Here is a 23,816-nt window from a genome sequence, read left to right on the forward strand (position 1 = left end):
TGAGGGGTGCAGGGCCTTCAGGGACGGCTTAAGCATCGGCGGGAGAACGCAGGTCGATAAGGCGCGCATCCGGGATCTGCCTTTGGATGATATGGCCGGCGAGGTCGAACCATGCGACCCCGCTGGCGAGGATCTCCGAATCGGCGGTGACGGCGATGCCATCGCACCGTTTCACTTTTGCATCGACCTCGTCGGCCGTGAGCGCCTCCATCGGGACGGAGAGCCTCTGCGCGGTGTCATTGACGAGCGCGGCGACCCTTCCGCTGTTGGAAACGGGGCGGTCGAAGAGCCAAAGCGCCTCGGCGATCCCGGCCGCTTTGAGCGCATGTGCGGCGAGGGAGATGGCCGCCTCGGTCTCGGCCCGCAGGGCGTAAGCGCCGTGGATATTTGCGATGTCGCGGTAGCAGCCGTCCGTCCCGATAAGGATGATGCCGCCGCCCAGTGCCGTTTCGAGGGTGATAAGCAGGTTGAAACCGTCGATGCAGAGTGTTCGGCCCCGGAGCGCCTCGAAGGTCAGGGGGGTGTGCCGCGGTGCGCCGTCACCGGCGGTGTGGACGATGGCAAGCCGTTCGCGCTCGACGAGCTGGAAATGGTTGCCGACCAGCGTCAGGGCGGCCTTGGTGCTGTAGCCGCGCTGCAGCAGCCACGAGAGGTCGCCGACGGCCTGCCGCAGCACGGCAAGCCGTTTCGGATCGAAAAAGAGGGTGTCTTCGGGGGCCAATCCACGATGTTTGCGCATTCAGGGGTACCTCTAGAAACTCTATGCGCATCTCAGAGAGCTTTGGAAGCGTGAGATTTTCTTTGTTTTCGGCGCAGGCCTAGTCTAAGCTAAGTCAAGATGAAAACGGAGGAAAGATCATGCTCCCAAAGCCCTCCCATAGGGCACCGCAGAGAAAAGCCATACTCGGCGTTGCCACTTTTCGGCTTAGCTTAGGCTAGGCCGTCAAAGCGTCGCCTTGATTATGACATTCTCTGCGGTGCTGAGACCGCATAGGGTTTCTAGAGATGCCCCTATATTGTACTATACTATGCGTATGAAACTGACCTTCCTTGGAACGAGCGCGGGGAAACCGACAAAGGAGCGCAACGTTACAGCGCTGGCACTGCAGATGGAGCAGGAGCCCCGGTGGTACCTCTTCGACTGCGGGGAGGGGACCCAGCACCAGCTGCTGCGCACGCGCCCCTCCGTCGGAAAACTGGCCGCGATCTTCATCACCCACATGCACGGCGACCACATCTTCGGGCTACCGGGCCTGCTGGCCTCCAAGCGGATGGACCGGGCCTTCCGGCCGCTGCGCATTTACGGTCCCAGGGGAATCGCCGCATTCATTCACTGCTTTACGGAGACCGACGCCGACTACCTCGGGTACGACCTGCAGATCATCGAGTACACGCCGGGGGAGCAGTTTATCTTTGACCGCTTCCGCGTCACCGTTTTGCCCCTGGTGCACTCCATCGAGAGCCACGCCTTCCTGATCAGGGAGAACGACACCGCCAATCGGCTCGACGAGGCGAAGCTGCGCAGTGAAGGCCTGGAACCCTCCCCGCTCTACGGGGAGCTGAAAAGGGGGCTGACCGTCACCCATGAGGGGCGGGTCTACGAACCGCAGGCGTATATGCTGGAACCGGTGCGGGGACGTTCACTTCTTATCGCCGGGGACAATGCGGAGCCTTCCGTACTGGGCGAGGCGCTGGAGGGGCTCGACCTGCTCGTGCACGAATGCACCTATACCCAGGCGATCTACGACAGCCTCGTCGAAAAACAGCTGCATACGACGGCCCGCGATCTTGGGCGCGCGGCGGGCGCTGCCGGTGTCGGCGCGCTCATCGCGACGCACATCAGCCCCCGGTTCGGCAGGGGCAGCCCCCATGAATTAAGCGAAATAGAACTGGAGGTCCGTTCAGCCTACGACGGCCCCTTGTTCATTGCCGAAGATTTCGACGTGTTCTACCTGGGGCGTGACGGCCGAATCGGAAAAGAGGAATAAAGAATCCGTTGTTTCATGATTTGGTGCACTCAGGGATTGAGTGCCCTGCGACATTTATTGAATTTTTTCGCAATATAACTGCTCAAGAAATACCACCACGATGTTCCTAGTATTCCAAATGTAATGAATGCTGCAGCGTTTGGCGATAGGCCTAAAAAGATGAATAAAAAATAAAATGTTGTTATTGGAAAATCAATAAATGACAATGGTAGCCATGCTAATTGATACTGTGCATCCATACCACTTGCAACGCGGTAAAACATCATAAACAGTAAAAAATTAATGGAGGCAAAAATTGCTCCAATCAGTTGATAGCATCTGATTTTATTCATATTTCCTCACTTTATCACTTATTACTGTAAGAAAAAAAGCCTTATCAGGGGATCGGCGGCGGTGTGCGCTCTTCGCCGATATGGGCGTAGCTTTTGCCGATGCGGGCGATGGGGTCGAAGATGATCGTCATACGCTCTTTGTCAGGGATGCAGGCGTCGTCGACGAATTGCGCCTTGATCTCGACGATAAGCGGGATCGTTTTGCTCTCGCCCAGGTCGACTTCGCTGTGAAAGTCGCAGAAAAAGGCGATGGGGGCACCCTCGATCATCGGCGGGTACCCCGGTACGGGACGCGTATGGGGAATGGCGAACTGCTCGGCTTCGCTGACGTGGGCTTCGAGCTCCTTGGAGGAGAGGCCGGTGAAGTAGCTGAAGGGCGCCACGTTCACGACGCTGCCGCTCTCGGTGACGACCCAGGCGATGGGGCGGGGGATGATGGATTGCGACATCAGTTTGTAGATATCACCGGCATTTGCAGCGTCATAGTTAATGAGCATCGGAGCTTCCTTTGGCGGGTTTTTCGCGCAGAAAGGCGCGGATGGCTTTTTTGAATTGTACTGCATCCTCTTCGTTCCTGCCGTACTGCTGCCGGTGGTAGAGGCGGTCGACGTCGGCCAGAGCGCTGCCGGGGTGGGCCGCGAGGTAGCGCGTGAAAAACGTATGCAGGGTCTCCCCCTCTTCCCGTACGAAGCCGCTGCGCTGCAGTCGTGTGAGCAGCGGGCGCAACAGGCAGAGCAGCCTGTTGCCGCAGCGCGGACGGCGCAGCCAGAGGAAGAGTGCCGCACTGGCCAGCACGAGCAGGGCAAAGGCGGCGGCGAGTTTGGCGGCAAAGAGCGGGTTCGTTTTGATCTTTTCAAGCAGCCGCATCTGCCGGAAGTGGCTGTACTGCAGCACCCAGGTTTCCACCTGGTACTTGACATAGAGCAGGTAGAGGTTCAGGCGGGTGAGGCGGTCGCTGTTGTCCTCGAGGGTACCGGTCTGGCGCAGCAGCTCTGCGCTCTCGTTGTCAATGAAAGAGGCTGTTGCCGTCGTCTCGACACGCTGCCAGCGGCCGCCGGCGTAGACCTCGGCCCAGGCATGGGCGTCACGCTCCTTGACGGCGAGGTAGTTGTTGACACTGTTCTTGCGGTCGGCTTTGTAGCCGGTGACGACGCGGGCGGGAAGGCCCGCGAGCCTTGAGAAGGTGACGAAGGCGCCGGCGAAATGGACGCAGTACCCCTTGCGTTTGTCGAAGAGGAAACTGTCGGCCGTATGGTTGAGGTCGAGGGGCTCCGGGCGCAGACTGTAGGTGAGGTTCTGGTCACGGAAAAAGCGCAACAGGGCGCCGAGGCGCTGTTCCGGGTCGGGGTTGGCTGCCGCGAGCGTATCGGCAGCCTTTGCGCTGCGGGGATGGGCGCTTCGGTTGACGTCGAGTGCATAGTACAACACGGTGCGCTCCGTCCTACCGCCGTAGCGGTAGACCAGGGCCGATCCCGCATCGTAGCGCTGGGGCTCCTCAATGGGCTTCTTCAGCGTCGTTTCGAAGTCGGCGTTGATCGTGGCCCCCTCCGGGGCTTCCAGCGGCAGGTCGAGGAGGTAGAGCCACTGCTTGTGGGTCGGGTAGAGCGACACCTTGTAGGCCGTGACCTGCTGTGCGGAACCGTACATTCCTCTTTGGGCATTCTGTGCCGGAATAAAGGCCCTCCGGACATAGGAGGGAAGGGGCTCCCAGTGATCTTTTTTGTCGCGGTAGAGGACGCTGCCGCGGAAATAGAGCTGCCCGTCGGCAGGAATCGTGCCCTGGAACCCCACTTCCATGACGATGCGTTCGGAGGGTACGAGCAGGGCGGCGCTGTCCATGCGCATCGTGCCGTCGTGGCCGGTGCGGGTGATGTCGTCGCCCCGGAAACCGTAGGAGGCGTGCTCAAAGGAGATGCGGGGGAAGAAGAAAAAGAGCAGCACGACCCAGGGCAGGGAGAGAGCGAAGAGCATTCCCGTGATCCGGAGGCTGAAGAGGGGATCGGCCCCGGTGCGGTGCGCGAGCATCAGCCACAGCAGCACGAAGACCTCGAAAACGACGTAGCCGAGCATCGCGATGGAGTCGAAAAAGAAGAGCGAAAGGGCCAGCAGCAGTACGGGGGAGATGAGCAGGTAGAAGTTGATCGTGCGGGTGAGCCGCTGCAGGCTGACGGCGAGCAGCAGCAGGTAGAGGATCAGTTCGACGAAGAGTTTCAGCCTTGAGAGGCCCGCGAAGTTGAAGGCCCCGTAAATGGAGAAAAAGACCGCAAGCAGGCCGGTCATGGCGACGAGCAGGAGGGTCGCCGTACTCCCCTTTTTCCCGGCGAGCAGGAGCACGAGCACGAGCAATAAGAAAAGCAGCATCGGGGCTTTGAGCAGCAGCAACAGAGGCGTGATGACGGCGAGGTAGGCGAGGTCCAGCAAAAAGAGCTCGCGCGAAGCGCTCCAACTCTGCAGCCTGGAGACGATGCGTCCCGGCTGTTTTGCAGCGGGATCAGTAGAGCGCCAGATAGGTAAGAATCGCATCGATCCCCTCCTTTTTGCTGTCGAGTTCCCTGCGGGGCATGAGGATGCTGAAAGGGAGCCGTGCCGCTTCGCATTCGAGGGTCCAGAGGGTCAGCTGCGACAGGCGGCTTTCGTCGTCCCTGCCGCTGCGCAGGAATTCGAACCGGAGTGTCTCCGTCCGCTGCTCCCGGTCGAAGTGCTTGACGGCGAGTTCCCCCCTGGCGACGGAGGGCCAGTGGATACGCGAAGGGCTCTCCGCACCGCTGTAGCTGCGCAGCCCCTCGAAATCGGTTTCGTCGCCGAAGGGGGATCGGCGCCGCAGCAGGAAGCTGCGCAGGGGTTCGCCTTTGGGTTCGGGGAAGACGATGTGTTCGCAGCTTTTGGCGATCTCGAGGACGAAACGGACCGTCGAGAGGGGAAAGAGGCTCTGCAGCGTGCAGGGGCCGGCTTCAAAGCGGCCGCGCCGTTCCGGGGCGAGCGGCAGCGTAGCGGTCACGGTCGTATGCGGGGGGATCTCCGGCAGGGGTTGGACGCTTCCCGCCCCGTGGAGCTCCACGGCCCAGGCCCCCAGGGCGGAGGTGTTGCGGATCTTGAAGTGGCACTGTGCACTGCGGCGTGCGAAGAGCCGTTCGCAGCCGCTGGGTTCCGCTTCGAGGCAGCCGAGGTTGCGCAGTCCGAGCGGCCCGGCGGCAAAGGCGCTGGCAAAGACGAAAAAGAGGGTGATATAGACGAGGTTGAAGTTGTGCATATAGGCCTCGAGAAAGAGGCCGAACAGCAGGACGACGACAAGGAGGCTGAAACGCGTTGCCCGCTGGCGGACGCGTTTACGCATCCGCCGAAACGTGCGAAAAGAGCTCATGGCGGAGGCGTGAGAGGGTCGTGACGCCCTCTTTGAAGGCGAGGCGGTGGAGACAGACTTCGCCGGCCACGGCCTGGACGTCGTCGGGGAGGGCATAGTCGCGTCCGTGCAGGTGCGCCCAGGCGCGGGTCATCGCGGCCATGGCCAGGGCGCCGCGGGTCGAGAGGCCGTAGACGAAGCGGCCGCTGTCGCGGGTGTAGGCGATGAGCGACTGGAGGTAGTCCAGCAGCATCGGGCTGAGGTGGACGTTCTGCACGGCCTCCATCGTCCCCCTGACCGCCGCGGCGTCGATCAGCGGCACGGCCGCGCCGGCGCGGCTGCCGCCGCCCAGCAGTACTTCGCGTTCCGCTTCCTTGTCGGGGTAGCCGATCCCGAACGAGCAGAGGAAACGGTCCAGCTGGGAGTGGGGCAGGGCGAAGGTGCCGACCTCTTCGTGGGGGTTCTGGGTCGCGATGACGAAGAAGGGCTCTTTGAGATCGTGGCTTTTGCCGTCGATGGTGACGTGGTGCTCTTCCATCGCCTCGAGCAGCGCCGACTGGGTCTTGGGCATTGAGCGGTTGATCTCGTCGGCGAGAAGGAACTGGGTGAAAATTGGTCCCTTTTTCAGGACGAACTTGCCGCTCTCCTGGTCGAAGTAGCTTACCCCGAGGATGTCCGAGGGGAGTAGGTCCCCGGTGAACTGGATGCGCCCGAAATCGAGCCCCATGACGTTCGCGAAGGTTTTGGCAAGGGTCGTCTTCCCGACGCCGGGGATATCCTCGAGCAGGACGTGCCCCCCGGCGAAGAAGGCGGCGAGCGTCAGGGTAATGGCATGGCGTTTGCCCAGCAGGTGGGCTTCGACGGCGTCGACAAGGGGCAGGAATTCCGGGGCGATGGTCTCATTCATGGCCTTATGATAGCATAGGGATTGCTGCGATGCTCAAAAAGTTTGAATGATTTTAAAAATAATATTGATTTATTGTTTGCATTTATTTGTATTATAATTATGAAAGAAAATACATTTAATAAGGGGTTGTAATGATCAGGCGTATTCCCTGGTGGGTCGGCGGTCTGCTGATGGCGCTGCTGCTGATGTTCACTTTTTCCGTTTTCGGGGCGGACCGCCCCATCGGCGCTTCGACTTATGTCCCCTATTTTGCGGGGCTTCTCTTTAACCTTGACCCGGAACAGTACGGCTATCTCAAAGAGATCGACAGTGCCGGTGCCTGGGAGGGCGTGATGCTGCTGGGCGCACTGGTCGGCGGGTTCGTCACCTCGGTCTTTATCACCAAGAGCTTCCGTTTCAGCATCATTCCGACGGCATGGAAAAAGTACAAGAACGGCTCCGTCGTCTCCCGCCTCTCCTGGAGCTTCGCGAGCGGCTTTTTCATGATCATCGGCGCGCGCCTGGCCGGGGGGTGCACCAGCGGGCACTTCCTGAGCGGCATGAGCCAGACGGCGATCAGCGCGATGATCTTCGGCGGCATCGTGATGGCGACCCTGCTCATTACGGGACGTCTCTTCTACAAGAAGGAGGCACAGGATGTTTGAGCGTATCATGGGGATGTTCGAAACGGTTGCGAACGAGGGGCACGGCTCTATCGCGCTCGTCTTTGTCATCGGGATCCTCTTCGGGGGGATCATCCAGTACAGCCGTGTCGACAAGTTCGAGAAGATCGCCGGGTTCGCGATGCTGCGCGATACGGTCGTGCCGAAGATGCTCTTCCTGGCCGTAGGCGTAGCAAGCATCGGGCTATACTTTATGATCGAAGCGGGGTGGGCGCACTACCACATCAAACCGATCCTGCTCGGCGGGCTCATTATCGGCGGGGTGATCTTCGGCGTCTCCATGGCGATCTTCGGCAAATGCCCGGGAACGGGCCCCGTATCCATCGCCGAGGGTCGGATCGACGTCCTCGTCGGGGCCATCGGCGGGCTGCTCGGCGGGCTCGTCTTTACCCTCTTCTATGAGCCGCTCTTCAAGCCCCTCATGGGGCCGGACCTCGGCAAAAGTACCCTTACCGGCGTCGCCGGCGATTTCGGCAGCGTCACCATCCTTGTTTTCGGGATCGCGCTGGTCGCCGTGAGCATCCTGATCCCGCTGCGGCAGGAGTTCGACGAAGCGGACCTCAAGCGGCTCGGTTGAGCCGCGCTCCTCTTTATACCCCTGACGCTTCTTGCGGGAAGCAGAGGCGGAACTGTGTCCCCTTCCCCTCCGCTGAATCGAGCGTCAGCGTGATGCCGTAGGCGTCGCAGATCCGTTTGACGATGGAGAGCCCCACCCCAAACCCCCCGCCTATTTCCGTGGCGCGGGTGAACTGCTCGAAGATCCTGTGCTGCTGCTCGGGCGCAATCCCCATCCCCTCATCCCTGACAATGAGACACCCCGCATTCATCTCCAGATGTACCGTCGCTCCCGGCGGGGAGTACTTGACGGCATTGCCGATGAGGTTGCCCAGCAGCAGCTGCGCTTCCGCCTCGGGAATGGCAAAGTACAGCGGGTGCGTCTGAAGGGAAAGGGTCTGCTGTTTGCTCTCCATCAGCGGCCGGTAGTAGGCCGAGCTTTTTTCCGCCACACCGGCCAGGTCGATGGCGTGGGGGGTCTCAGGTTCGCGCGCGAAATTGAGGTAGGTCAGCGAGCGGTAGATGTCATAGAGCTGCCGTGTACTTGCCGTGATGTTGCGCAGGGTCTTCTCGCTGCAACGTCCGGCGCTCAGGAGCTGTTCGGCCGCCATGGAGAGGGCGGTCACGGGGGTGTTGAGCTCATGGGTGACGTCGCTGACGAACCGCTCGGTCTGGACGACGCGCTGGTGCAAGGGGCGCATAAAGAGTTTGGAAAGGGTCCAGGCGACGGTCGCGGCGAGCAGGGCGATGGCGGCCATCATCGCCAGCACGACCTCGCGCAGCTCTGAGAGCACCCCGAAGAGCGCGTCGGAACTGACGATGACATAGCGGATCTGCAGGTGCTCCTTGGGGGCGTCGGAGACGAGGACCATCCGTCCGGTGTATTCGCGGTAGTCGGGGCCGTCGGGAAGGAGCCCTGCGGGAAGTTCCCCCGAGACAAGCCGACCGTCCGTCCCGATCAGAGCGATGCGGATATCCCTGCCCTGCAGTTCGGGAATCTGCAGGGGGGTGCCATGCATATGGGCCATGATGATCGCCGTGCCGATGCGGTCCGCGATGTGCTCCAGCCGGTAGTGCTCGTTGTTCTCGAAAGCGTGTTTCTGGGCCGTGTAGTACCAAAAACCCGCCAGCAGGATAAAGAGAAAGGACGAGACGATATAGAGTCCCAGGAAAGAGTAGAAGGAGCGCTTTTCGAGTTCATTCATAGCGGTACCCTATGCCGCGCACGGTGGTGATGCGCTCGCTGCCGATCAGCTCGCGCAGGCGGCGTATGTGCGAACGCAGGGTCGCATCGCTGGGAAGCTGGTCGTACTCCCAGAGGTTCTGCACCAGCTCCTCCGTGGAGAGAGTACGCCCCGGGTGGGCGAGGAAGTACTCCAGCATCGCCGCCTCTTTCGGCGCCAGGGATTGACGACCCTGTTCCGTTTCGATGCGTTTGGCATCGGGGTCGTACAGGCAGTCGTCGCCGAGACGGATTTTCTCCCGCTGCTCGATGTTGAAGAGGCGTTTGCTGTTCTCGATACGGAGTCGCAGCTCTTCGAGGGCGAAGGGTTTGCGGATGTAGTCGTGGGCACCGGCATCGAATCCGGCCTTGAGCCGTGCGGTGTCTTCGTAGGCGGTGACGAGGATGGCGGGGGTGGTGACGTTCATTCCGCGCAGGCCCCGCAGCAGGGCGATGCCGTTCCGGCCGGGGACATTGATGTCGAAAATAAAGAGGTCATAGTGCTTTTGCGCAATCAGGGCCGACGCCTCGTCGGAAGTATAGGCCCGGTCCGTCTCGTAATGCTCCGCGAGGTAGTCACCGACGATGTCGGAGAGTACGGGGTCGTCTTCGAGCAGCAGTATGCGCATGGCCCGCCTCCATTGGGAATCACCCAGTTTAATCTTTTCACGGTTAGAAGCGGCTTTTTGCCGTTTCAGTCGTTTTCGGTCAACTCCGCCTTGAGGCGTTCGTAGGTACCGATGTCGATCTCCCCGCGGGCGAGGCGTTCCTCGAGGATCTCCAGGGCCCGGGAGCGGCGGCTGCGGCCGTCGCGTCCGGTTGCCACGTAAAGCACGGCGACGATAATGATGAAAGGCAGCAGCCACCACAGTCCCATCCAGCCCATGCCGAAGGTATGCATCTTCTCTCCTTTGTTGAAAACTACACCATCAGGTCACGGCGTTTCAGCCGCTGCGCGTTGAGCGCGACGATAACGGTGCTTATGGACATCAGCACGGCGCCGAACGCCGGGCCGATGACGATGTCCCAGGGGGCGAGGACCCCGGCCGCGAGGGGGATGGCGACGAGGTTGTACCCGCTCGCCCACCAGAGGTTCTCTTTCATCTTGCCGTAGGTGCGCCGTGAAAGCCGTACGGCATCCACGACGCTGCAGAGGTCGCTTTGCGTGAGGATGATGTCGGCGCTGTCGATGGCGATGTCCGTACCGGCGCCCACCGCGATGCCGATGTCGGCCCCGGTGAGCGAGGGGGCGTCGTTGACCCCGTCGCCGACCATCGCGACGCGTCTGCCCTGCTCCCGGAGTGCGTTGACAAAGGCGAGTTTTTCATCGGGCAACAGCCCCGAACGGTAACGGTCGATGCCCGTCTTCCCGGTGACGGCGGCGGCGACGGCTTCGTTGTCACCGGTCAGCATCCAGGACCGGATACCGAGCAATTTGAGTGCCGCAACGGCATCCGCGGAGGTGTCGCGGATCTTGTCATCGAGCAGGATGACACCGACGGTGCGGCGGTCGACGACGACCCAGACCGTTGTCGAGGCCGTCTGTTCGAACTGGCGCAGCGGCGGAGGGATCTCAAAGCCCTCGCGCTCAAGGAGCTGCGGGCCGCCGATCATGACCGCATGCCCGTCGACCTGGGCCGAGGCCCCGATGCCGGGAATCGCCTTGAAGGCCTCGGCCTGCATCGGGCGGAGGCCCTGGGCGTCGGCATAGGCGGTGACGGCGCGGGCGATGCTGTGCTCGGAGTCGCGTTCCAGCGCGGCCGCATAGGCGAGCATTGTATTGTCATCTTCTGTGGCGGCTGTTCTGGTGACGGCGAGGCGCCCTTCGGTGACGGTGCCCGTTTTGTCAAAGCAGATGGTATCGATGCCGCGGAGGGCTTCGAAGGCCTGCCGGTTGCGGATCAGTATGCCCGATTTCGCCGCGAGCGACGTCGAGATGGCGACGACCAGCGGTACGGCGAGGCCCAGGGCGTGGGGGCAGGCGATAATGAGGACGGTGACGCTGCGCAAAACGGCATCGGCGGGGGAGACGAGCGCCGCCCAGACGGCAAAGGTGGCACTCCCCGCGGCGAGCGCGGCATAAAAGAGCCACCCGGCCGCGCGGTTGGCCAGGTCCTGGGTATGCGAACGGCTCTGCTGGGCCTCTTTGACGAGGGCGATCACCTGCGACAGGTAGCTTTCGCTGCCGGCCTTGTCGATACGGACGCGCAGGGCACCGTCGAGGTTGAGGGCCCCCATGAAGAGCGTCGCTCCGGCGGTCTTGAAGACGGGTTTGGACTCTCCCGTGAGCAGGGCTTCGTTGACGGTGCTCTCCCCCGCTTCGACCGTGCCGTCCGCGGCAATGTTCTCCCCGGGCCGTACGAGGATGAGGTCGCCCGGCTGCAGGGCACTGACGTCGACACTTTCCGAGGTGCCGTCCCGGTTCAGCCGCGTTGCCGTTTTGGGCATCAGCCGTACGAGGTCTTCAAGGGCGTTGGAGGCGCCGAGGATGCTTTTGGCTTCGATGTAGTGGCCGATCAGCATGACGTCGATCAGGGTGGCCAGCTCCCAGAAAAAGGCTTTGCCGCCGGGGAAGAAGAGGGTGGAGACGGAGTAGCCGTAGGCGACGGTGATCGCCATCGATATCAGGGTCATCATTCCCGGCCGGCGCGCTTTGAGCTCGTCCAGCGTCATCGTCAGGAAGGGTTTGCCGCCGTAGAGGTAGATGAAGGTGGAGAGCAGCGCGGTCGCCACATCGCGGTAAGGGAAATCGATGCGGAAACCGGCCCAGCTCTGCAGCATCGGCGAGAAGAGCAGAATGGGGACGGTGACGATCAGCGAAACGATGAAGCGCCGCCGCATCTCCTCCATATGGTGCATATGTCCCATGCCGCCGTGCCCATGCCCCGCATGTTCGGAGTGGTCATGCGCATGTGCATGTTCATGGTGCGTCATATGATCGTGTTCCATGGCGTTCTCCTCACTGCTATCATAGAACGTTTCCGTGCACGCAGTGTGCAGACGTCCCTTCCGTCGTTTATTTCGTCGCGTTGTACTCCAGCGTCAGCTTGCCGGTGTCGGGGTCCCGGACACAGTCGTAAATCGCTTCAACCGTCTGCGCATTCATGACGCACCCCATGCGCGGATCGTCCGTAGACATCTGGGTGAGGACCGCACGCTGTTTCTTCGCCAGCTCCGAGCTGCCGCTGACCATATTGGCCCCGCATTTGCCGGCCCCGCATTTCATGGCCCCGGCCGTCGGGGTGTCGGATGCTTTTTTCTGATCGCTGCAGCCTGCGAAGGCGATGAGCGCTGCGAGCAGCGCGGCGGTATAAAGAGTCTGTTTCATCTGTTTTCCTTTGGTGTGGCGTGGGCAGTGTTGCCCGGTTGTTGGTTCAAGTGGCGCCGCTCGTACATCTCGTAGAGAATCGGGATGATGAGGAGGCTGAGCAGTGCCGAGGTGACGATCCCGCCGAGCATCGGGGCGGCGATACGCTGCATCACCTCACTGCCGACCCCGTGGGTGTACATGATGGGGGCGAGGCCGGCGAGGATGGAGAAGACCGTCATCAGCTTGGGCCGCACCCGTTTGACGGCCCCCTCATTGATCGCCGCCTTCAGGGCCTCGGCATCGAAACGGTCGCCCAGCGCCGCGCGGGAGGCCTCCACGCTGTCGGTGAGGTAGACGATCATGACGATCGCCGTCTCCGCGGCGATCCCCAGCAGGGCGAGAAAACCGACGACGACGGCGATGCTCATGCTAAAGCCGAGCATCCAGACATAGAAAATGCCGCCCAGCAGCGCAAAGGGGAGCGTCAAAAAGACGATCAGGGTCGCGGCGAAGCGGCGCAGCGAGAGGTAGATGAGCAGCAAAATCACCGCCAGCACTGCCGGGATGATCCACTGCATCTTCTCCATGGCCGAGGCGAGGTACTCCGCCTGGCCCGCCCACTCCATGTGGTAGCCCGGCGGCAGCGGGAAGTCCGCGAGGGCCTTCAGCGCCGCTTCTTTGTAGGCGACGGCGCCCACACCCGGGCGCGGCGTGATGTAGACATAGGTGACCGGCGTCGCCATTTCGCTCTTGATGACCGAGGCGCTTTCGCGGTAGCGGACGTCGGCGAAGGTGGTGAGGGGGACGAATCCCAGCGGCGTCTTGATAGGAAGGGCGCGGATATCGTCGAGGTTCCGCCGCTCATCCTCCTCGAGCCGCAGGGCGACCGGGTAGCGTTCGATCCCTTTGTAGAGTGTCGTCACCTTCATGCCGCCGATGGCCGCGCGGGTGGTTTCGAGCAGGGCCGTCTTTGCCAGCCCGTAGCGCTGCAGCGCCGTTTCGTTGATGTCGATGTCGATGTAGTAGCCCGCGGCGGAGCGGTCGGCAAAGACAGACTGGGATTCGGGCAGCGGCATCAGTTTCTGTTCGATATCCCATGCCAGCCGCTGCAGCGTCGCGGCGTTGCTGCCGTAAAGCTTGATGCCCACGGGGGTGCGGATGCCGCTTAGGAGCATATCGATCCGGCCGCGGATGGGGTAGGTCCAGGAGTTGACAAGCCCGGGGACCTGGAGGGCCGCCTCCATATCGTTTCGCAGTTGTTCAAAGGTCATCCCCTCCCGCCACTTCGAGGGGTCTTTGAAGGTGATGATCGTCTCCAGCATCCCCAGGGGTGCGGGATCGGTGGCGGTGTCGGCACGCCCCCCTTTGCCGAAGACCGTTTCCACTTCCGGGAAGCTCTTGAGGATCTTGTCCGTCTTCTGCGTCAGCGCCTTGCTCTGGTCGATGCTGATCCCGAACGGCGTCACCGGCATGTACATGAACGTTTGTTCATTGAGCATCGGCATGAACTCCCACTCGAGCTTCTCGTACAGCGGCGCGATGGCGACGAGCAGCGCGAGGGAGGCGGCCAGGACGACGTAGCGCAGCTTCAGTCCCCACGCCAGCAGGGGCTGGTAGAGCCAGAGGAAGAAGCGGTTGATGGGGTTGGCGGTCTCTTCGCGGATGGGGCCGCGGATAAAGAGGACCATCAGCACCGGCACCAGCGTGACGGCGAGAATCGCGCCCGCGGACATGGCAAAGGTCTTCGTGAAGGCCAGCGGGGTAAACAGCAGCCCCTCCTCGCCCGAGAGCGCGAAAATGGGGAGGAAAGAGACGACGACGAGGGCGAGGGCGAAGAAGATGGGGCGTCCCACCTGCTGTGCCGCCGCCACGACCGTCTCGGCGTGTTCAGACGGTGTGAGCTCGCGGCCCAGCTCCCCGCGTTTTTTGCGCAGCCGCTTATGGGCGTTCTCGATCATGACGATGCTCGCGTCCACGACGGTCCCCAGCGCGATGGCGATCCCGCCGAGGCTCATGATGTTGCTGCCGATGCCGGCCAGTTTCATCAGCCCGAAGGTCGCCCCGATCACGAGCGGCAGCACGAGCAGCACGATGAGCGATGAGCGCAGGTGCAATAAGAAAAGGCCGATGATGATCACGACGATGATGCTCTCCTCGACGAGGGTGTCCGTGAGGGTACCGATCGCTTTGTCGATCAGTCCGGAGCGGTCGTAGGCGGTGACAACGTCGACCCCGTCGATGTGCAGGGCGGCCATTTTCGCCTTGATCCGCTGGATGACGCTGTAGACGTCCTCGCCGTAGCGCACCATCACGATCCCGCCGACGACTTCGCCCTCGCCGTTAAGGTCCGCCATCCCCCGGCGGGCGGCGGGCACGACCTCTACTCTCCCCAGCTGCGCGAGGGTGACGGGGATGCCCTCTTTGACGGTGACGACGAGGTCGCGGATGGCGTCCAGGTCTTCGAGGTAGCCCTTCGCCTGCACCATCCACTCGAAACCGTTCTGGATGACGATGCGCCCGCCGGTATCGTTGTTATTTTGCCGCAGTACCCGCACAACGTCGCCGACGGAGAGACCGTAGCGGATAAGCGCGTCGTTGTTCACGGTGAGCTGGAAGGTCGGCACGAAGCCGCCTACGGTCGCCACGTCGCTGACGCCGTCGACGCCCATCAGGGCGTATTTGAAGTAGTAGTCCTGCAGGGTGCGCAGCTCGGCGAGGCTCTTCGTTTGCGACGTCAGGGCGTACTCATAGACCCAGCCCACCCCCGAGGCGTCCGGCCCCAGGGCGACTTCCATCCCCTCGGGCAGCTTGCTCTGGATGCTTGCCAGCTGCTCCAGGACCCGTGAGCGGGCCCAGTAGAGATCGGTCCCCTCCTTGAAGATGATGTAGACGAGCGCGTTTTCATAGGTGGAGAAGCCGCGTACGGTGCGGATATCGGCGATGGAGAGGAACTGCGACACCAGCGGGTAGGTCCCCTGGTCCTCGACGATCTCGGGGCTCTGCCCCTTCCAGGTGACCTGCACGATTACCTGGGGCGGGGAGAGGTCCGGCAGGGCGTCGAGCGGCGTCGTCATCATCGCCCGGTAGGCGCCGAAGATGAGAAAGAGCGTCGCCATAAGGACGAGAAACCGGTTTTTGACGCTGAAGGCGATAAGGCGTTCGATCATTCCCTACTCCAGTCCGCTGATCTGGGCGTCGGCGTCGAGCATGAAGAGGGCGTCGCCGGCGACTTCATCCCCGGCGTTCAAGCCCGAAACGACCTCGAAGCGATCCTTGTCGAGGGGTTTGACCTCGATCTTGACGGGTTCGAAAACCCCCTTGAAATCCCCGGCGCGGAAGACGTACCATGCGCCGTTTTTGCGCAGCACGGCGGTGCGGGGCAGGGTGAGCAGCGGCAACGCCGCCGCCGCCGCAGTGACCGTGGCGTACATGCCCGGCAGCAGCTCGCCGCGGGGATTGTCGACGGCGAGACGCAGGGTGACCGTGGCCGCCTTGGGGTCGATGTCGGGGTAGAGCGTGAGTTTTTTGGCGGGGTAGGCCCGCTCCACGCCGCTGACGCTGACCGTGAAATCGCTCAGGGAGGCGAGCCGCGGCAGCTCCTGCTGGTAGAGCGCGGCCTCGACCCAGACGCGCTCAAGGTTGACGATCGTAAAAAGCTTCATGCCCGCTTTGAAGGCGGAGCCCTCAACGACGCTCTTTTCAAAAAGCCACCCCGATGCCGGGGCGTGGATCGTGGTGAGGGAGGCGGCTTTCATCCCGGAGCGGACCGCGTCGATCTCGGCGCGGCTGACACCGAGCAGGGTGAGCTTTTCGCGGAGGCTGCGCAGCATCTCCGGGCTGGGGCGCGTCGCGTTGAAACGCAGGGCGGTGAGGTAATCCTCCTTCGCCTGGAGCACTTCGGGCGAGTAGACCTCGGCCAGCGCCTCGCCCTTCTTGACCCGGCGGTAGCGCGTATCGGCGTAGAGTTTCTCAACATAGCCGCCGAACCGCGGCGATACGTCGTACATGCGGGAATCTTCGGCGCGGACAAAGCCGTAGTTGGTCTGCGCCCGCGCGGCGCTGGTCTGCTGTACTTTGACCGTTTTGACGGCGAAGAGCTGTTCGACGCTCGGCCGCTCATCGGCACAAAGCAGCAGGGGCAGCAGGGCTGCGAGGACTAGGATGTGTTTTCTCATTTGATCTCTCCCGTCAATGCTTTGAGGCGCGCGCCGGCGCGGAGGTAGTCGGCTTTCGCGGCGATGCGCTGTTCGTCGAACCGGAGCTTGCGTTCGAGCAGGTCGAAATAGTTGAAGAGGTCGCTGCCGCTGCGCAGTTTCGCGTCGCTGAGATCGACCATGTGTTCCACCTGGGGCAGGCTCTCCTCGGTGATGATGCGGTAGGTGCGGTAGGCCTCGGTCAACGCCGCGTAGGCCGCTTCGATCTCGCTGCGCAGCTGCAGGCGGTAGTCGGCGGCTGCCTCCGCCGATGCCAGCTCCGCTTTCCGCGCCGCTTCGGTGTCGTCGCGCTCCGCGCCGTAGAGCGGCAGCGCCGCACCGACGGTGAGGCTGAGGTAGTCGGGGTGGGCTTCGCGGTAGTAGTAGCCGACCATCACGAAGGGGTCGGCGTTGGCCGAGAGTGCTTTGACCTTTGTCTCCGCCGCCGCGGCCTTCTGGTCGGCTGCTTTGACGCGGTAGATCCGGTTGTTCTCCAGCCGCTGCAGGTAATTTTCCAACGGCGGCGGGGGCGCAACCGCTTCATCGGCCTCGACGGTGTCGAAGGGGGCCTGCACGAGGTAGGCCAGCCGCGCTTTTTGCGCCGTGAGCATCGCCGTGAGCTTTTCCCGGCGCACGGCGATGTCGGAGCGGAGCAGTTCTGCGGACATGATCCCCATGTGGCGGTCGCGCTGGGTGGAGGCGTAGGCCGTGTTAAGGGCGATGTTCTGCTCAGTCAGTTCCAGGTAGTTTTGCAAGACGCCCAGGCGCGCGTTCAGTTCGGCGACGGTGTAGGCGCGCAGCCGGATCCGCTTGGCCAGCTCCGCCTGCGCCGCCTCGAGGGAGGCGAAAAGCACGGCTTTCTGTGCCCGCACCTTCTCCCCCGCCGCGCCGCGCTTCCCGAACCAGGGGAATTTCTGCCGGATACTGACGGAGGTGAACTGCATTGGCTCGAGGGTCCGGTCCATGGGGTCGTCGAACTGGATGTCGTTGATGCCGACAAGCAGCTCCGGATTGGCGAAGAGGGAACTTTTGTCCTCCAGGGCGTCATAGGCGCCGAGGCGCTGTTCGATCATCTTCAGCGAGTGGTGCTGTTCAAGCGAGCGGTCGATCAGGGTGTCGATCCCCTCGGCCCGGAGCGCGGCGGCAGCGAACAGCAGGGCTAAGAGCGGGCGGAACATCGGTCTCCTTTTGAGTGAATAGGGAATGATACTGCGGCTGTGTGTAAGAAGTGTGCAGGTCAACCTTAGCGCCCGGACATAAAAACGGTAAGCTTGGCGGATAAAAGCGGGTTATAAAACGTTTCGTCGGACAATAGCGTTTTCGCATGAAGGAATAGCCATGGAGTTTCTGCTTCTGTTTTGGGGTGCACTGGTCGAGCTGAGCAATGCGATGGCCCCCTACATCGTCTTCGGCCTCCTTTTCGCCGGGATCCTGCACGAACTCGTTCCCGACGCGCTGGTCACGAAGCACCTGGGCAGCGACAACGTGGCTTCCGTCGTCAAGTCGACCCTTTTCGGCATCCCGCTGCCGGTCTGCTCCTGCGGGGTGATCCCGCTGGCGACCTCCATCAAGAAGAGCGGGGCGAGCCACGGGGCGACGCTCAGCTTTCTCATCTCGACGCCCATCACGGGCATAGATTCCATCCTCGCGACCTACGGGATGTTCGGATGGGCCTTTACCCTCTACCGTGTCTTCACCTCCATGCTGATGGCGATGCTCGCCGGGATCCTGACGAACCTGTTCGGTTCGGAGCCGGAGCCCGCGCCTGCCCAAAAAGCTCCGGCCTTCTCGATGGCCGCCCCGCCGAAACAGGCCGCGCCGGTCGGCTTCAGCATGGCCGCTCCCACCAAAGAGGAGGCGAGCTGCTGCAGCTCCGGCTGCGGCTGCGAAACGGAAACGAAAAAACGCTTCTCGATGGGCGGTGCGCTGCGCTACGCCTTCGTGACCCTGCTCGGCGACATCGCCAAGCCGCTCTTCTGGGGGCTCATCGTCGGGGCGCTGATCACCGTGGCGATCCCCGAGGACCTCGGCACGCTCCTGGCCGAGAACAGCTGGCTCTCCTATCTCATCGTCATCGCTGTCGCCGTGCCGATGTACGTCTGCGCGACGGCCTCGCTGCCGATTGCCGCGGGGCTGATGCTCTCTGGGGTGAGCGCCGGGGCGGCCTTCGTCTTCCTCAGCGCGGGCCCCGCGACGAACACCGTCACCATCGGCGTCGTGAAAAAGATGCTGGGAACAAGGGCCCTCGCCATCTACCTGGGCACCATCACCGTCGCCAGCGTCGTTTTCGGGCTCATGCTCGACTGGCTCTTTATCCGGGCCGAGATCGACCCGAAGGCACTGGTGCATCTGCATGAAGAGGCGGGCATCATCGCCGTCGCCTCGTCACTGCTGCTCTGGGGATTGGTGCTCTACTTTATCGCCAAGCCGTGGTTCCGAAAAAAGGAGGCCGCATGCTGTTCGGGGGAGTCCTGCGGCTGCGAATCGTGATGGGATTCAGTGCAGAAAGGCGGGCTTGAACCACTCGATCAGTCCCATGCCGATCTCGACGGCGATAAGGACGATGATGATCCACTCCAGAAACGAACTGTGCTTATGGTTGGTGATATCCATGACCATGATGATATCGTCCTTGATGCTGCCGAGCTTGTAACTGACGACTTCGAAACGGTCGCTGAGTTCCAATGCGGTTGCCAGGCTGTTGTAGAGCGCTTCGGCATCGGCGTTGTCCCATAAAATGTTGGGTTTGTCCAGCAGGTAGAGGTCGATAAGGAGGTCGTGGCGGATAAGCACGAGCTGCTTGGCGAAACGGGCGAGACGGGTCCGTTTGAAGAGCGAATAGCTGTCGGAATCCTCGATCAGGGTCCGGCTCCGTTCGGAGTAGTCGGCCAGCTTCTGTTCATAAACGTCCAGGGCAACGCTCTGGGCGATCACATAGGCGATGATGACCATATTCAGATCCGAGGCGCTTTGAAGGGTGATCGCTTCATTGCTGACGGTAAACGGGGAGGTCAGCGCCGGGTCGAAGCAGATATTGTAGTCCTGGTAGACCATCTGTTTCATGTCATGTTCGGCGGCATCGATCCCGAGTGCCTGAAGCAGGGCAATGCGTTCGGGCGGCGGCATGTTGACCATCGCCAGTACGTTGAACTGCGTGAAGACGACGATAAAGTCATCTTTGCGCAGATAGTAGGTCCCCTCCAGCCGTTTCTGCATCTCCGCCCCGAGGGCGAGCTGGAGCTTCTTGTAGTTCAGGGGCTTGGGAAGGTAGAGGGCGAGCAGTTCGGTCGATTTGGTGTTCACGCTTCTCTCCGATGTCTGTATGGTTAAGCATAGCACGTTTCAAGGGGAAAACCGTATTCCCGTGTAACGGTTTGTGCATTATCTAGGCAGGCCCCGCCTTGACGGATAAATGTTATAAAAGTACAATGTGACTTTTTGTGTCAGGCATCGCCATCACTACCATCTATTAACCCCGGAAGAGAATATGAAGAAAACTCAGATTTTTATACCCCTGCTCACCGTTTTTACCGTTGCCGTCCAGGCGAATGACACCGTATTGCGTATTTTGTGCGCCCCGCAGGACAGCGGTGCGACGATCTATGTCAACGGCAGTGTAAAGGGGGAGTGCTCGGAGAGTCCCCTCGATGTCTTCATCTCCGCCGGTCCGACGACGGTCGAGGCGAAAAGGATGCCCGATCCGGAGCATGAACAGATGTTCACAGAGCGTTTCACCGCCATAGCCGGGGTGGCCAAGCGGGTCAAAGTGGTGCTCTCCGCCCCGCAGCTGACACAGGCAGCCCTGCAGGCCCGGAAGAGGGCAGCCTTCGAAGCGACATTGAAGTCGGCCGAAAACGGCGACATGGCCGCCATGGCCAAAGTGGCCGAGCTCTACGATGCCGGCACCGGGGTTCGCCGTGACGCGGGGCAGGCGCAGCTGTGGCGTGACAAGATCGAAGCGGTCCTGGCTTCGCAGGACCTGAAAGCCGCCGAAAGCGGCGATCTCGATGCCATGGCCAAAATCGCCGAGCGTTACAAGCAGGGCAAAGGTGTGGCACGCGACCAGGCCAAGGCGACGGCATGGATGGATCAATACGAAAAAGGCAAGGAAGCGGAGCGGCAGCGACTGGCGGCAGAGCAGCGCCGGCAGGCGGCCGCCCGCCGCCAGGCTGACAAAGCGGCGGCATTGGAGCGCGCTTCCTATACAAAATATTTTGATCAGGCCGTTGCCGATATGGCACGGGAGCGTGACCCGTTTGCCGGACTCTCATCCGCGACGTTATCTCCTCTGGCCCTTATTTTTGACCTCACCTCCCTGCCGACACGTTGGATGGAGCGGCGCGAGATCCAGAAAAAATACGCGGCACACCCTGCCGCCTGGGCCAAACCGGCCTCCATGCTGGCCCGGGCCTATCATGCCGACCCCGTAGCGTCTGTGGGAACCTTCGCGGCCCGATGAGATGGCTTTCGGCCCTGCTGCTTCTGCTGCTGGGCGGTTGTGCCTTTCGTGATCCGGCACCTGATGCGCCGCTGCACAGTCTCAGCCTCCGGCAATGGGAGACGCTCGCGACCACTTTGCAACAGGTTCCGGACCCCCTGCAGCGTGCCATCCGGGAAGAGGCCCTGCCGCGTCTGGCCATCTCTGCGCGTAGTACACAGACCGATGTCGGCAGTGAGTACAATGCGACGGAGACCCTGTCGGATCTGATCCAGCAGAGCCGTACACCCCTGCTGAGCGCCGACGAGGAATTCCGCCGGCGTCTTGCACTGCTCGAGGCCTCGCCTTCGCCGCAGCACGCCTTTGCCGATGCGCTGGCCGGCTTCCTGCTGGAGCCGGATTACCCCTGCCGCCACCCCGTTTACAGCGCCTATTTCCAGGCGCGGTACGGATTGCCCGTTCCACGTTGTACGGAACCGCTTCCTTTCCTGGTGGTCAGCCGGACAGAGGGCCTTGTTCCTTTCTGGCTTGCACCGGAGCGGCTCTATGCCATTCACCTGCTCTTTGCCGGCGAGGGGAGTGCAATGGCTTCGCGTTTCGGCCACGTCGCCCTGCGCCTGGTCATCTGTCCCGAAGGTGAAACGTCGCCCGAGGCATGCGAGAGCAATCTCTACGGACACCTGGTGCTGGGATACATGGCGCATATCGACGAGTTTGAACTCAATAGCGTCAAGGCCCTCAGCGGCGCCTACAGAGCGCACCTCTTCGCCTTTCCCTTTATGGATGTCTACCGCGGGTATGCCATCGACGAGTTCCGGGAACTCTATTCCCTGCCGCTGACGCTGAGCGGGGCGCAGCTTCAGACCCTGTTGCGGCAGCTTGACGAGATCCACTGGCGCTTTGAGGGTGACTACAGCTTTTTCAGCCGCAACTGTGCCACGCTGCTGCAGATGACCCTGCGTGCCCTGCTGCCCGGTTACACGGAGCAGCCGATCTCGGATGATGCCTATCTGCGGCCCGACACTTTTTTCGAGGCGATGCGGGAGACGTCCCTGGTGGAGGGGGAGCGACTCGCTTCTTTGGCGCAGGCCGAAGAGGGCGGTTACTATTTTTCCAGTACCGAAGGGTACTATGAAGCGGCCCTCAAAGCGGTGCTTGCGGGCATGACAAGCCCCGCTTTCGATGATATCGACACCTACCTTGCACGGCCGCCGGAGGTACGGTTTGAGACCATTGTCGGCGACCGTCGCTACCGTGAACGCCTCGGCCGGGAGCCGCACCTCCTCGAGGCACAGATCCTTTTGGAGGAGCTGGCCCTGCTGCGCGGCGAACGACGGCTGCAGGCCCTGGGCAGCCGCTACCTTAATGATTACGGCGATCAGCTCCAGTCCGCCGAAACCCTGGAGCCGCTTGCCGGCGACGACCGTGCGTTTTTCCGGGCCTGTTTTTTGCAGTCGGTCCGGCTGGTAACGGCAGCGTTCCCGACACGCCGGGCCATCCCGGACCCGCAGAGCACGCTGCCGTCACTCCCCCGTCCGGCCCTCTGCCGCGAAGAGGGGGCCCCGGCCAGACTGAATGCCATCCTCACCGCGATCAACCGGCCGGGAAGTGACCAGTGGCAACAGCTCATATACACTACCCGCCTGCTGGATGAAACCACCGGCAACATCCTCAAACTTCAGGAGATTCCCTATGATACCCCCATCCGTTAAAGCCTCTATCGGCCGTTTTTGGCAACTGCTGCCCCTGCTCGCTCTACTCTTTTCGGTGCCGTCTGTTTCGCCGTTGCACGCAGCCACGGATGCAAGCAAACAGCAGCGTATGCTTCAGATGCTCGATCAGCTTGACCAGCTCGACAAGATGGATTTCGATGACGCGATCAGCGAGGCGGAATCGTGCATCATCGCACGCAACTTCAGATGCGCCAGGAAGCAGCTCGCCAAAGCCGAGAGCTATGCCCGCAGCGCCCAGGACAAAACGGTGCTCGAACACAGCCGGCGGAATCTCAAAGCCGAGATCCGCCAGGAGGAGCGTGAAGAGGCGGAGCGGATCGCGTTGGAAGAGGAGATGGAAGAGCTGCGCAAGGAGCAGAAGCGGGCCGAGCGCGAGTATGCCCGCCGGATGGCGATGGAAGAGGACGATGCTTCAGGCTCAACCGGTATGGATGTCTATAACAAACTGATGGAGTCGGCAATGGAGAGCCGTCGTATGCTCGAAAAGGCTGACCAGGGCACCTATGCCGCTGTACGCAAAACGAATGAAATGATGGAAATGAAGCAGCGCGAGGGTGAGATGGCATCCCGCCAAAAGCGTATGGATGCCGCCCGCCAGGCGCAGCAGCGGGACTATGAACGGCGTCAGCGGGAGCAACGGGCCGCGGAAAAGCAGCGCAAGTATGATCAACTGCAGAAGGATCTGGAACGTAAGCGACAAAAGCTGGCGAATGCCGAAGAAGAGCGTAGTCGCCAAAAACAGGAGAGACGCCTGGCCAGTGCGGGCAGCGCTTCGGCTACAGGTGCTGGGGGCACAGGGGCAAAACAGTATACATGTTACCTGGTCTACAGCGAGACGATGGCAGCGAGCCAGCCGCATCTGAAAAAAGTGGCCGTCATTGACTATGAACATTGTGTTTTTTCGCATCAGACGGGATCGGTAACATGTAAACCCGTAGACTATCCTGCCTACATCTATGCGGACAACCATTTCACACATAGCTGTAACAATCGCAGTGCATTTGACAGTATCGGGGGCGTCTTCGACTCCGTGAAAAATTCGCATAGACAGAGTGCAGGAAAACACAACTACTCCACCAATGAGAAATTGACACGGTATTGATAGGACGGTTGCATTTGCCGGCTTGATTAAATCA

General features: G+C 61.7%; 22 protein-coding genes. 7 read left to right on the forward strand and 15 right to left on the reverse strand.

All coding sequences use genetic code 11. The annotated features are described in order from the left end of the window. Positions 1–28: 28 nt before the first annotated feature. Positions 29–739, reverse strand: coding sequence for a DUF434 domain-containing protein (locus WCX49_RS01650; RefSeq protein ID WP_345985847.1), 711 nt, complete (start codon positions 737–739; stop codon positions 29–31). Positions 740–1,034: 295 nt separating this feature from the next. Here WCX49_RS01650 and WCX49_RS01655 point away from each other — a divergent pair, with 295 nt between their 5' ends. Next, positions 1,035–1,988, forward strand: a complete 954-nt coding sequence (locus WCX49_RS01655) for an MBL fold metallo-hydrolase (protein ID WP_345985848.1) — start codon at positions 1,035–1,037, stop codon at positions 1,986–1,988. A 29-nt stretch (positions 1,989–2,017) separates the two neighbouring features. On the opposite strand, the gene WCX49_RS01660 is transcribed toward WCX49_RS01655, so the two are convergent. From WCX49_RS01660 to WCX49_RS01680, 5 genes are read right to left on the reverse strand one after another with little or no spacing between them, the layout of a single operon-like run. Beyond that, positions 2,018–2,320 carry a hypothetical protein gene (locus tag WCX49_RS01660; RefSeq protein ID WP_345985849.1) on the reverse strand — a complete coding sequence of 101 codons (303 nt, stop codon included), beginning with the start codon at positions 2,318–2,320 and terminating at the stop codon, positions 2,018–2,020. 44 nt (positions 2,321–2,364) lie between these two features. Then, positions 2,365–2,817, reverse strand: a complete 453-nt coding sequence (locus tag WCX49_RS01665; protein ID WP_345985850.1) for a flavin reductase — start codon at positions 2,815–2,817, stop codon at positions 2,365–2,367. Then, positions 2,807–4,843 (reverse strand): DUF3488 and transglutaminase-like domain-containing protein, encoded by a 2,037-nt coding sequence (locus WCX49_RS01670; RefSeq protein ID WP_345985851.1) that lies wholly within the window; start codon positions 4,841–4,843, stop codon positions 2,807–2,809. The genes WCX49_RS01665 and WCX49_RS01670 overlap by 11 nt, the downstream gene beginning before the upstream one ends. Further along, the gene (locus tag WCX49_RS01675; RefSeq protein WP_345985852.1) at positions 4,812–5,654 is read right to left on the reverse strand and encodes a DUF58 domain-containing protein; all 843 of its coding nucleotides are present in this window, start codon (positions 5,652–5,654) and stop codon (positions 4,812–4,814) included. The genes WCX49_RS01670 and WCX49_RS01675 overlap by 32 nt, the downstream gene beginning before the upstream one ends. Beyond that, entirely contained in the window at positions 5,647–6,567 is a 921-nt protein-coding gene (locus WCX49_RS01680; protein WP_345985853.1) for an AAA family ATPase, read from the reverse strand. Before WCX49_RS01680 ends, WCX49_RS01675 begins: the two co-directional genes overlap by 8 nt. Before the next feature lie 131 nt (positions 6,568–6,698). On the opposite strand from WCX49_RS01680, the gene WCX49_RS01685 reads away from it, so the two are divergent. Next, entirely contained in the window at positions 6,699–7,211 is a 513-nt protein-coding gene (locus WCX49_RS01685) for a YeeE/YedE thiosulfate transporter family protein (protein ID WP_345985854.1), read from the forward strand. Continuing rightward, a complete protein-coding gene (locus WCX49_RS01690; RefSeq protein ID WP_345985855.1) occupies positions 7,204–7,806 on the forward strand; it encodes a YeeE/YedE thiosulfate transporter family protein in 603 nt (200 codons plus the stop codon). Before WCX49_RS01685 ends, WCX49_RS01690 begins: the two co-directional genes overlap by 8 nt. Before the next feature lie 13 nt (positions 7,807–7,819). Here WCX49_RS01690 and WCX49_RS01695 read toward each other — a convergent pair whose 3' ends face one another. The 8 genes from WCX49_RS01695 to WCX49_RS01730 form a co-directional block, all read right to left on the reverse strand. Continuing rightward, entirely contained in the window at positions 7,820–8,989 is a 1,170-nt protein-coding gene (locus tag WCX49_RS01695; protein WP_345985856.1) for a HAMP domain-containing sensor histidine kinase, read from the reverse strand. Next, positions 8,982–9,635, reverse strand: a complete 654-nt coding sequence (locus tag WCX49_RS01700) for a response regulator transcription factor (protein ID WP_345985857.1) — start codon at positions 9,633–9,635, stop codon at positions 8,982–8,984. Before WCX49_RS01700 ends, WCX49_RS01695 begins: the two co-directional genes overlap by 8 nt. A gap of 65 nt (positions 9,636–9,700) precedes the next feature. Continuing rightward, a complete protein-coding gene (locus WCX49_RS01705) occupies positions 9,701–9,907 on the reverse strand; it encodes an SHOCT domain-containing protein (protein ID WP_345985858.1) in 207 nt (68 codons plus the stop codon). 20 nt (positions 9,908–9,927) lie between these two features. After that, positions 9,928–11,955 carry a copper-translocating P-type ATPase gene (locus WCX49_RS01710; protein WP_345985859.1) on the reverse strand — a complete coding sequence of 676 codons (2,028 nt, stop codon included), beginning with the start codon at positions 11,953–11,955 and terminating at the stop codon, positions 9,928–9,930. A 67-nt stretch (positions 11,956–12,022) separates the two neighbouring features. Beyond that, positions 12,023–12,334 (reverse strand): hypothetical protein, encoded by a 312-nt coding sequence (locus tag WCX49_RS01715; RefSeq protein ID WP_345985860.1) that lies wholly within the window; start codon positions 12,332–12,334, stop codon positions 12,023–12,025. Further along, positions 12,331–15,483 (reverse strand): CusA/CzcA family heavy metal efflux RND transporter, encoded by a 3,153-nt coding sequence (locus WCX49_RS01720; RefSeq protein WP_345985861.1) that lies wholly within the window; start codon positions 15,481–15,483, stop codon positions 12,331–12,333. Before WCX49_RS01720 ends, WCX49_RS01715 begins: the two co-directional genes overlap by 4 nt. Positions 15,484–15,486: 3 nt before the next feature. Beyond that, positions 15,487–16,491 (reverse strand): efflux RND transporter periplasmic adaptor subunit, encoded by a 1,005-nt coding sequence (locus tag WCX49_RS01725; RefSeq protein WP_345985862.1) that lies wholly within the window; start codon positions 16,489–16,491, stop codon positions 15,487–15,489. Next, the gene (locus WCX49_RS01730) at positions 16,488–17,687 is read right to left on the reverse strand and encodes a TolC family protein (RefSeq protein WP_345985863.1); all 1,200 of its coding nucleotides are present in this window, start codon (positions 17,685–17,687) and stop codon (positions 16,488–16,490) included. Before WCX49_RS01730 ends, WCX49_RS01725 begins: the two co-directional genes overlap by 4 nt. A 160-nt stretch (positions 17,688–17,847) precedes the next feature. Here WCX49_RS01730 and WCX49_RS01735 point away from each other — a divergent pair, with 160 nt between their 5' ends. Then, positions 17,848–18,999, forward strand: a complete 1,152-nt coding sequence (locus tag WCX49_RS01735) for an SO_0444 family Cu/Zn efflux transporter (protein WP_345985864.1) — start codon at positions 17,848–17,850, stop codon at positions 18,997–18,999. Positions 19,000–19,005: 6 nt separating this feature from the next. On the opposite strand, the gene WCX49_RS01740 is transcribed toward WCX49_RS01735, so the two are convergent. Further along, positions 19,006–19,812: an RMD1 family protein gene (locus WCX49_RS01740; protein ID WP_345985865.1), complete on the reverse strand. Its 807-nt coding sequence runs from the start codon at positions 19,810–19,812 to the stop codon at positions 19,006–19,008. 184 nt (positions 19,813–19,996) lie between these two features. Here WCX49_RS01740 and WCX49_RS01745 point away from each other — a divergent pair, with 184 nt between their 5' ends. From WCX49_RS01745 to WCX49_RS01755, 3 genes are read left to right on the forward strand one after another with little or no spacing between them, the layout of a single operon-like run. Then, complete coding sequence (locus WCX49_RS01745) at positions 19,997–20,968, forward strand: hypothetical protein (protein ID WP_345985866.1); 972 nt, start codon at positions 19,997–19,999, stop codon at positions 20,966–20,968. Then, positions 20,965–22,659, forward strand: a complete 1,695-nt coding sequence (locus tag WCX49_RS01750; protein WP_345985867.1) for a DUF4105 domain-containing protein — start codon at positions 20,965–20,967, stop codon at positions 22,657–22,659. The genes WCX49_RS01745 and WCX49_RS01750 overlap by 4 nt, the downstream gene beginning before the upstream one ends. After that, the gene (locus WCX49_RS01755) at positions 22,640–23,782 is read left to right on the forward strand and encodes a hypothetical protein (RefSeq protein WP_345985868.1); all 1,143 of its coding nucleotides are present in this window, start codon (positions 22,640–22,642) and stop codon (positions 23,780–23,782) included. The genes WCX49_RS01750 and WCX49_RS01755 overlap by 20 nt, the downstream gene beginning before the upstream one ends. The last annotated feature ends 34 nt before the right edge of the window (positions 23,783–23,816 follow it).

The organism is Sulfurimonas sp. HSL-1656, assembly GCF_039645585.1.
GTDB lineage: Bacteria > Campylobacterota > Campylobacteria > Campylobacterales > Sulfurimonadaceae > Thiomicrolovo > Thiomicrolovo subterrani.

Bases quoted from the DNA above. Each gene is read 5' to 3' on its own strand.
- WCX49_RS01650 (WP_345985847.1), bottom strand. From the start codon at position 739: ATGCGCAAACATCGTGGATTGGCCCCCGAAGACACCCTCTTTTTCGAT.
- WCX49_RS01655 (WP_345985848.1), top strand. From the start codon at position 1,035: ATGAAACTGACCTTCCTTGGAACGAGCGCGGGGAAACCGACAAAGGAG.
- WCX49_RS01660 (WP_345985849.1), bottom strand. From the start codon at position 2,320: ATGAATAAAATCAGATGCTATCAACTGATTGGAGCAATTTTTGCCTCC.
- WCX49_RS01665 (WP_345985850.1), bottom strand. From the start codon at position 2,817: ATGCTCATTAACTATGACGCTGCAAATGCCGGTGATATCTACAAACTG.
- WCX49_RS01670 (WP_345985851.1), bottom strand. From the start codon at position 4,843: ATGCGATTCTTACCTATCTGGCGCTCTACTGATCCCGCTGCAAAACAG.
- WCX49_RS01675 (WP_345985852.1), bottom strand. From the start codon at position 5,654: ATGCGTAAACGCGTCCGCCAGCGGGCAACGCGTTTCAGCCTCCTTGTC.
- WCX49_RS01680 (WP_345985853.1), bottom strand. From the start codon at position 6,567: ATGAATGAGACCATCGCCCCGGAATTCCTGCCCCTTGTCGACGCCGTC.
- WCX49_RS01685 (WP_345985854.1), top strand. From the start codon at position 6,699: ATGATCAGGCGTATTCCCTGGTGGGTCGGCGGTCTGCTGATGGCGCTG.
- WCX49_RS01690 (WP_345985855.1), top strand. From the start codon at position 7,204: ATGTTTGAGCGTATCATGGGGATGTTCGAAACGGTTGCGAACGAGGGG.
- WCX49_RS01695 (WP_345985856.1), bottom strand. From the start codon at position 8,989: ATGAATGAACTCGAAAAGCGCTCCTTCTACTCTTTCCTGGGACTCTAT.
- WCX49_RS01700 (WP_345985857.1), bottom strand. From the start codon at position 9,635: ATGCGCATACTGCTGCTCGAAGACGACCCCGTACTCTCCGACATCGTC.
- WCX49_RS01705 (WP_345985858.1), bottom strand. From the start codon at position 9,907: ATGCATACCTTCGGCATGGGCTGGATGGGACTGTGGTGGCTGCTGCCT.
- WCX49_RS01710 (WP_345985859.1), bottom strand. From the start codon at position 11,955: ATGGAACACGATCATATGACGCACCATGAACATGCACATGCGCATGAC.
- WCX49_RS01715 (WP_345985860.1), bottom strand. From the start codon at position 12,334: ATGAAACAGACTCTTTATACCGCCGCGCTGCTCGCAGCGCTCATCGCC.
- WCX49_RS01720 (WP_345985861.1), bottom strand. From the start codon at position 15,483: ATGATCGAACGCCTTATCGCCTTCAGCGTCAAAAACCGGTTTCTCGTC.
- WCX49_RS01725 (WP_345985862.1), bottom strand. From the start codon at position 16,491: ATGAGAAAACACATCCTAGTCCTCGCAGCCCTGCTGCCCCTGCTGCTT.
- WCX49_RS01730 (WP_345985863.1), bottom strand. From the start codon at position 17,687: ATGTTCCGCCCGCTCTTAGCCCTGCTGTTCGCTGCCGCCGCGCTCCGG.
- WCX49_RS01735 (WP_345985864.1), top strand. From the start codon at position 17,848: ATGGAGTTTCTGCTTCTGTTTTGGGGTGCACTGGTCGAGCTGAGCAAT.
- WCX49_RS01745 (WP_345985866.1), top strand. From the start codon at position 19,997: ATGAAGAAAACTCAGATTTTTATACCCCTGCTCACCGTTTTTACCGTT.
- WCX49_RS01750 (WP_345985867.1), top strand. From the start codon at position 20,965: ATGAGATGGCTTTCGGCCCTGCTGCTTCTGCTGCTGGGCGGTTGTGCC.
- WCX49_RS01755 (WP_345985868.1), top strand. From the start codon at position 22,640: ATGATACCCCCATCCGTTAAAGCCTCTATCGGCCGTTTTTGGCAACTG.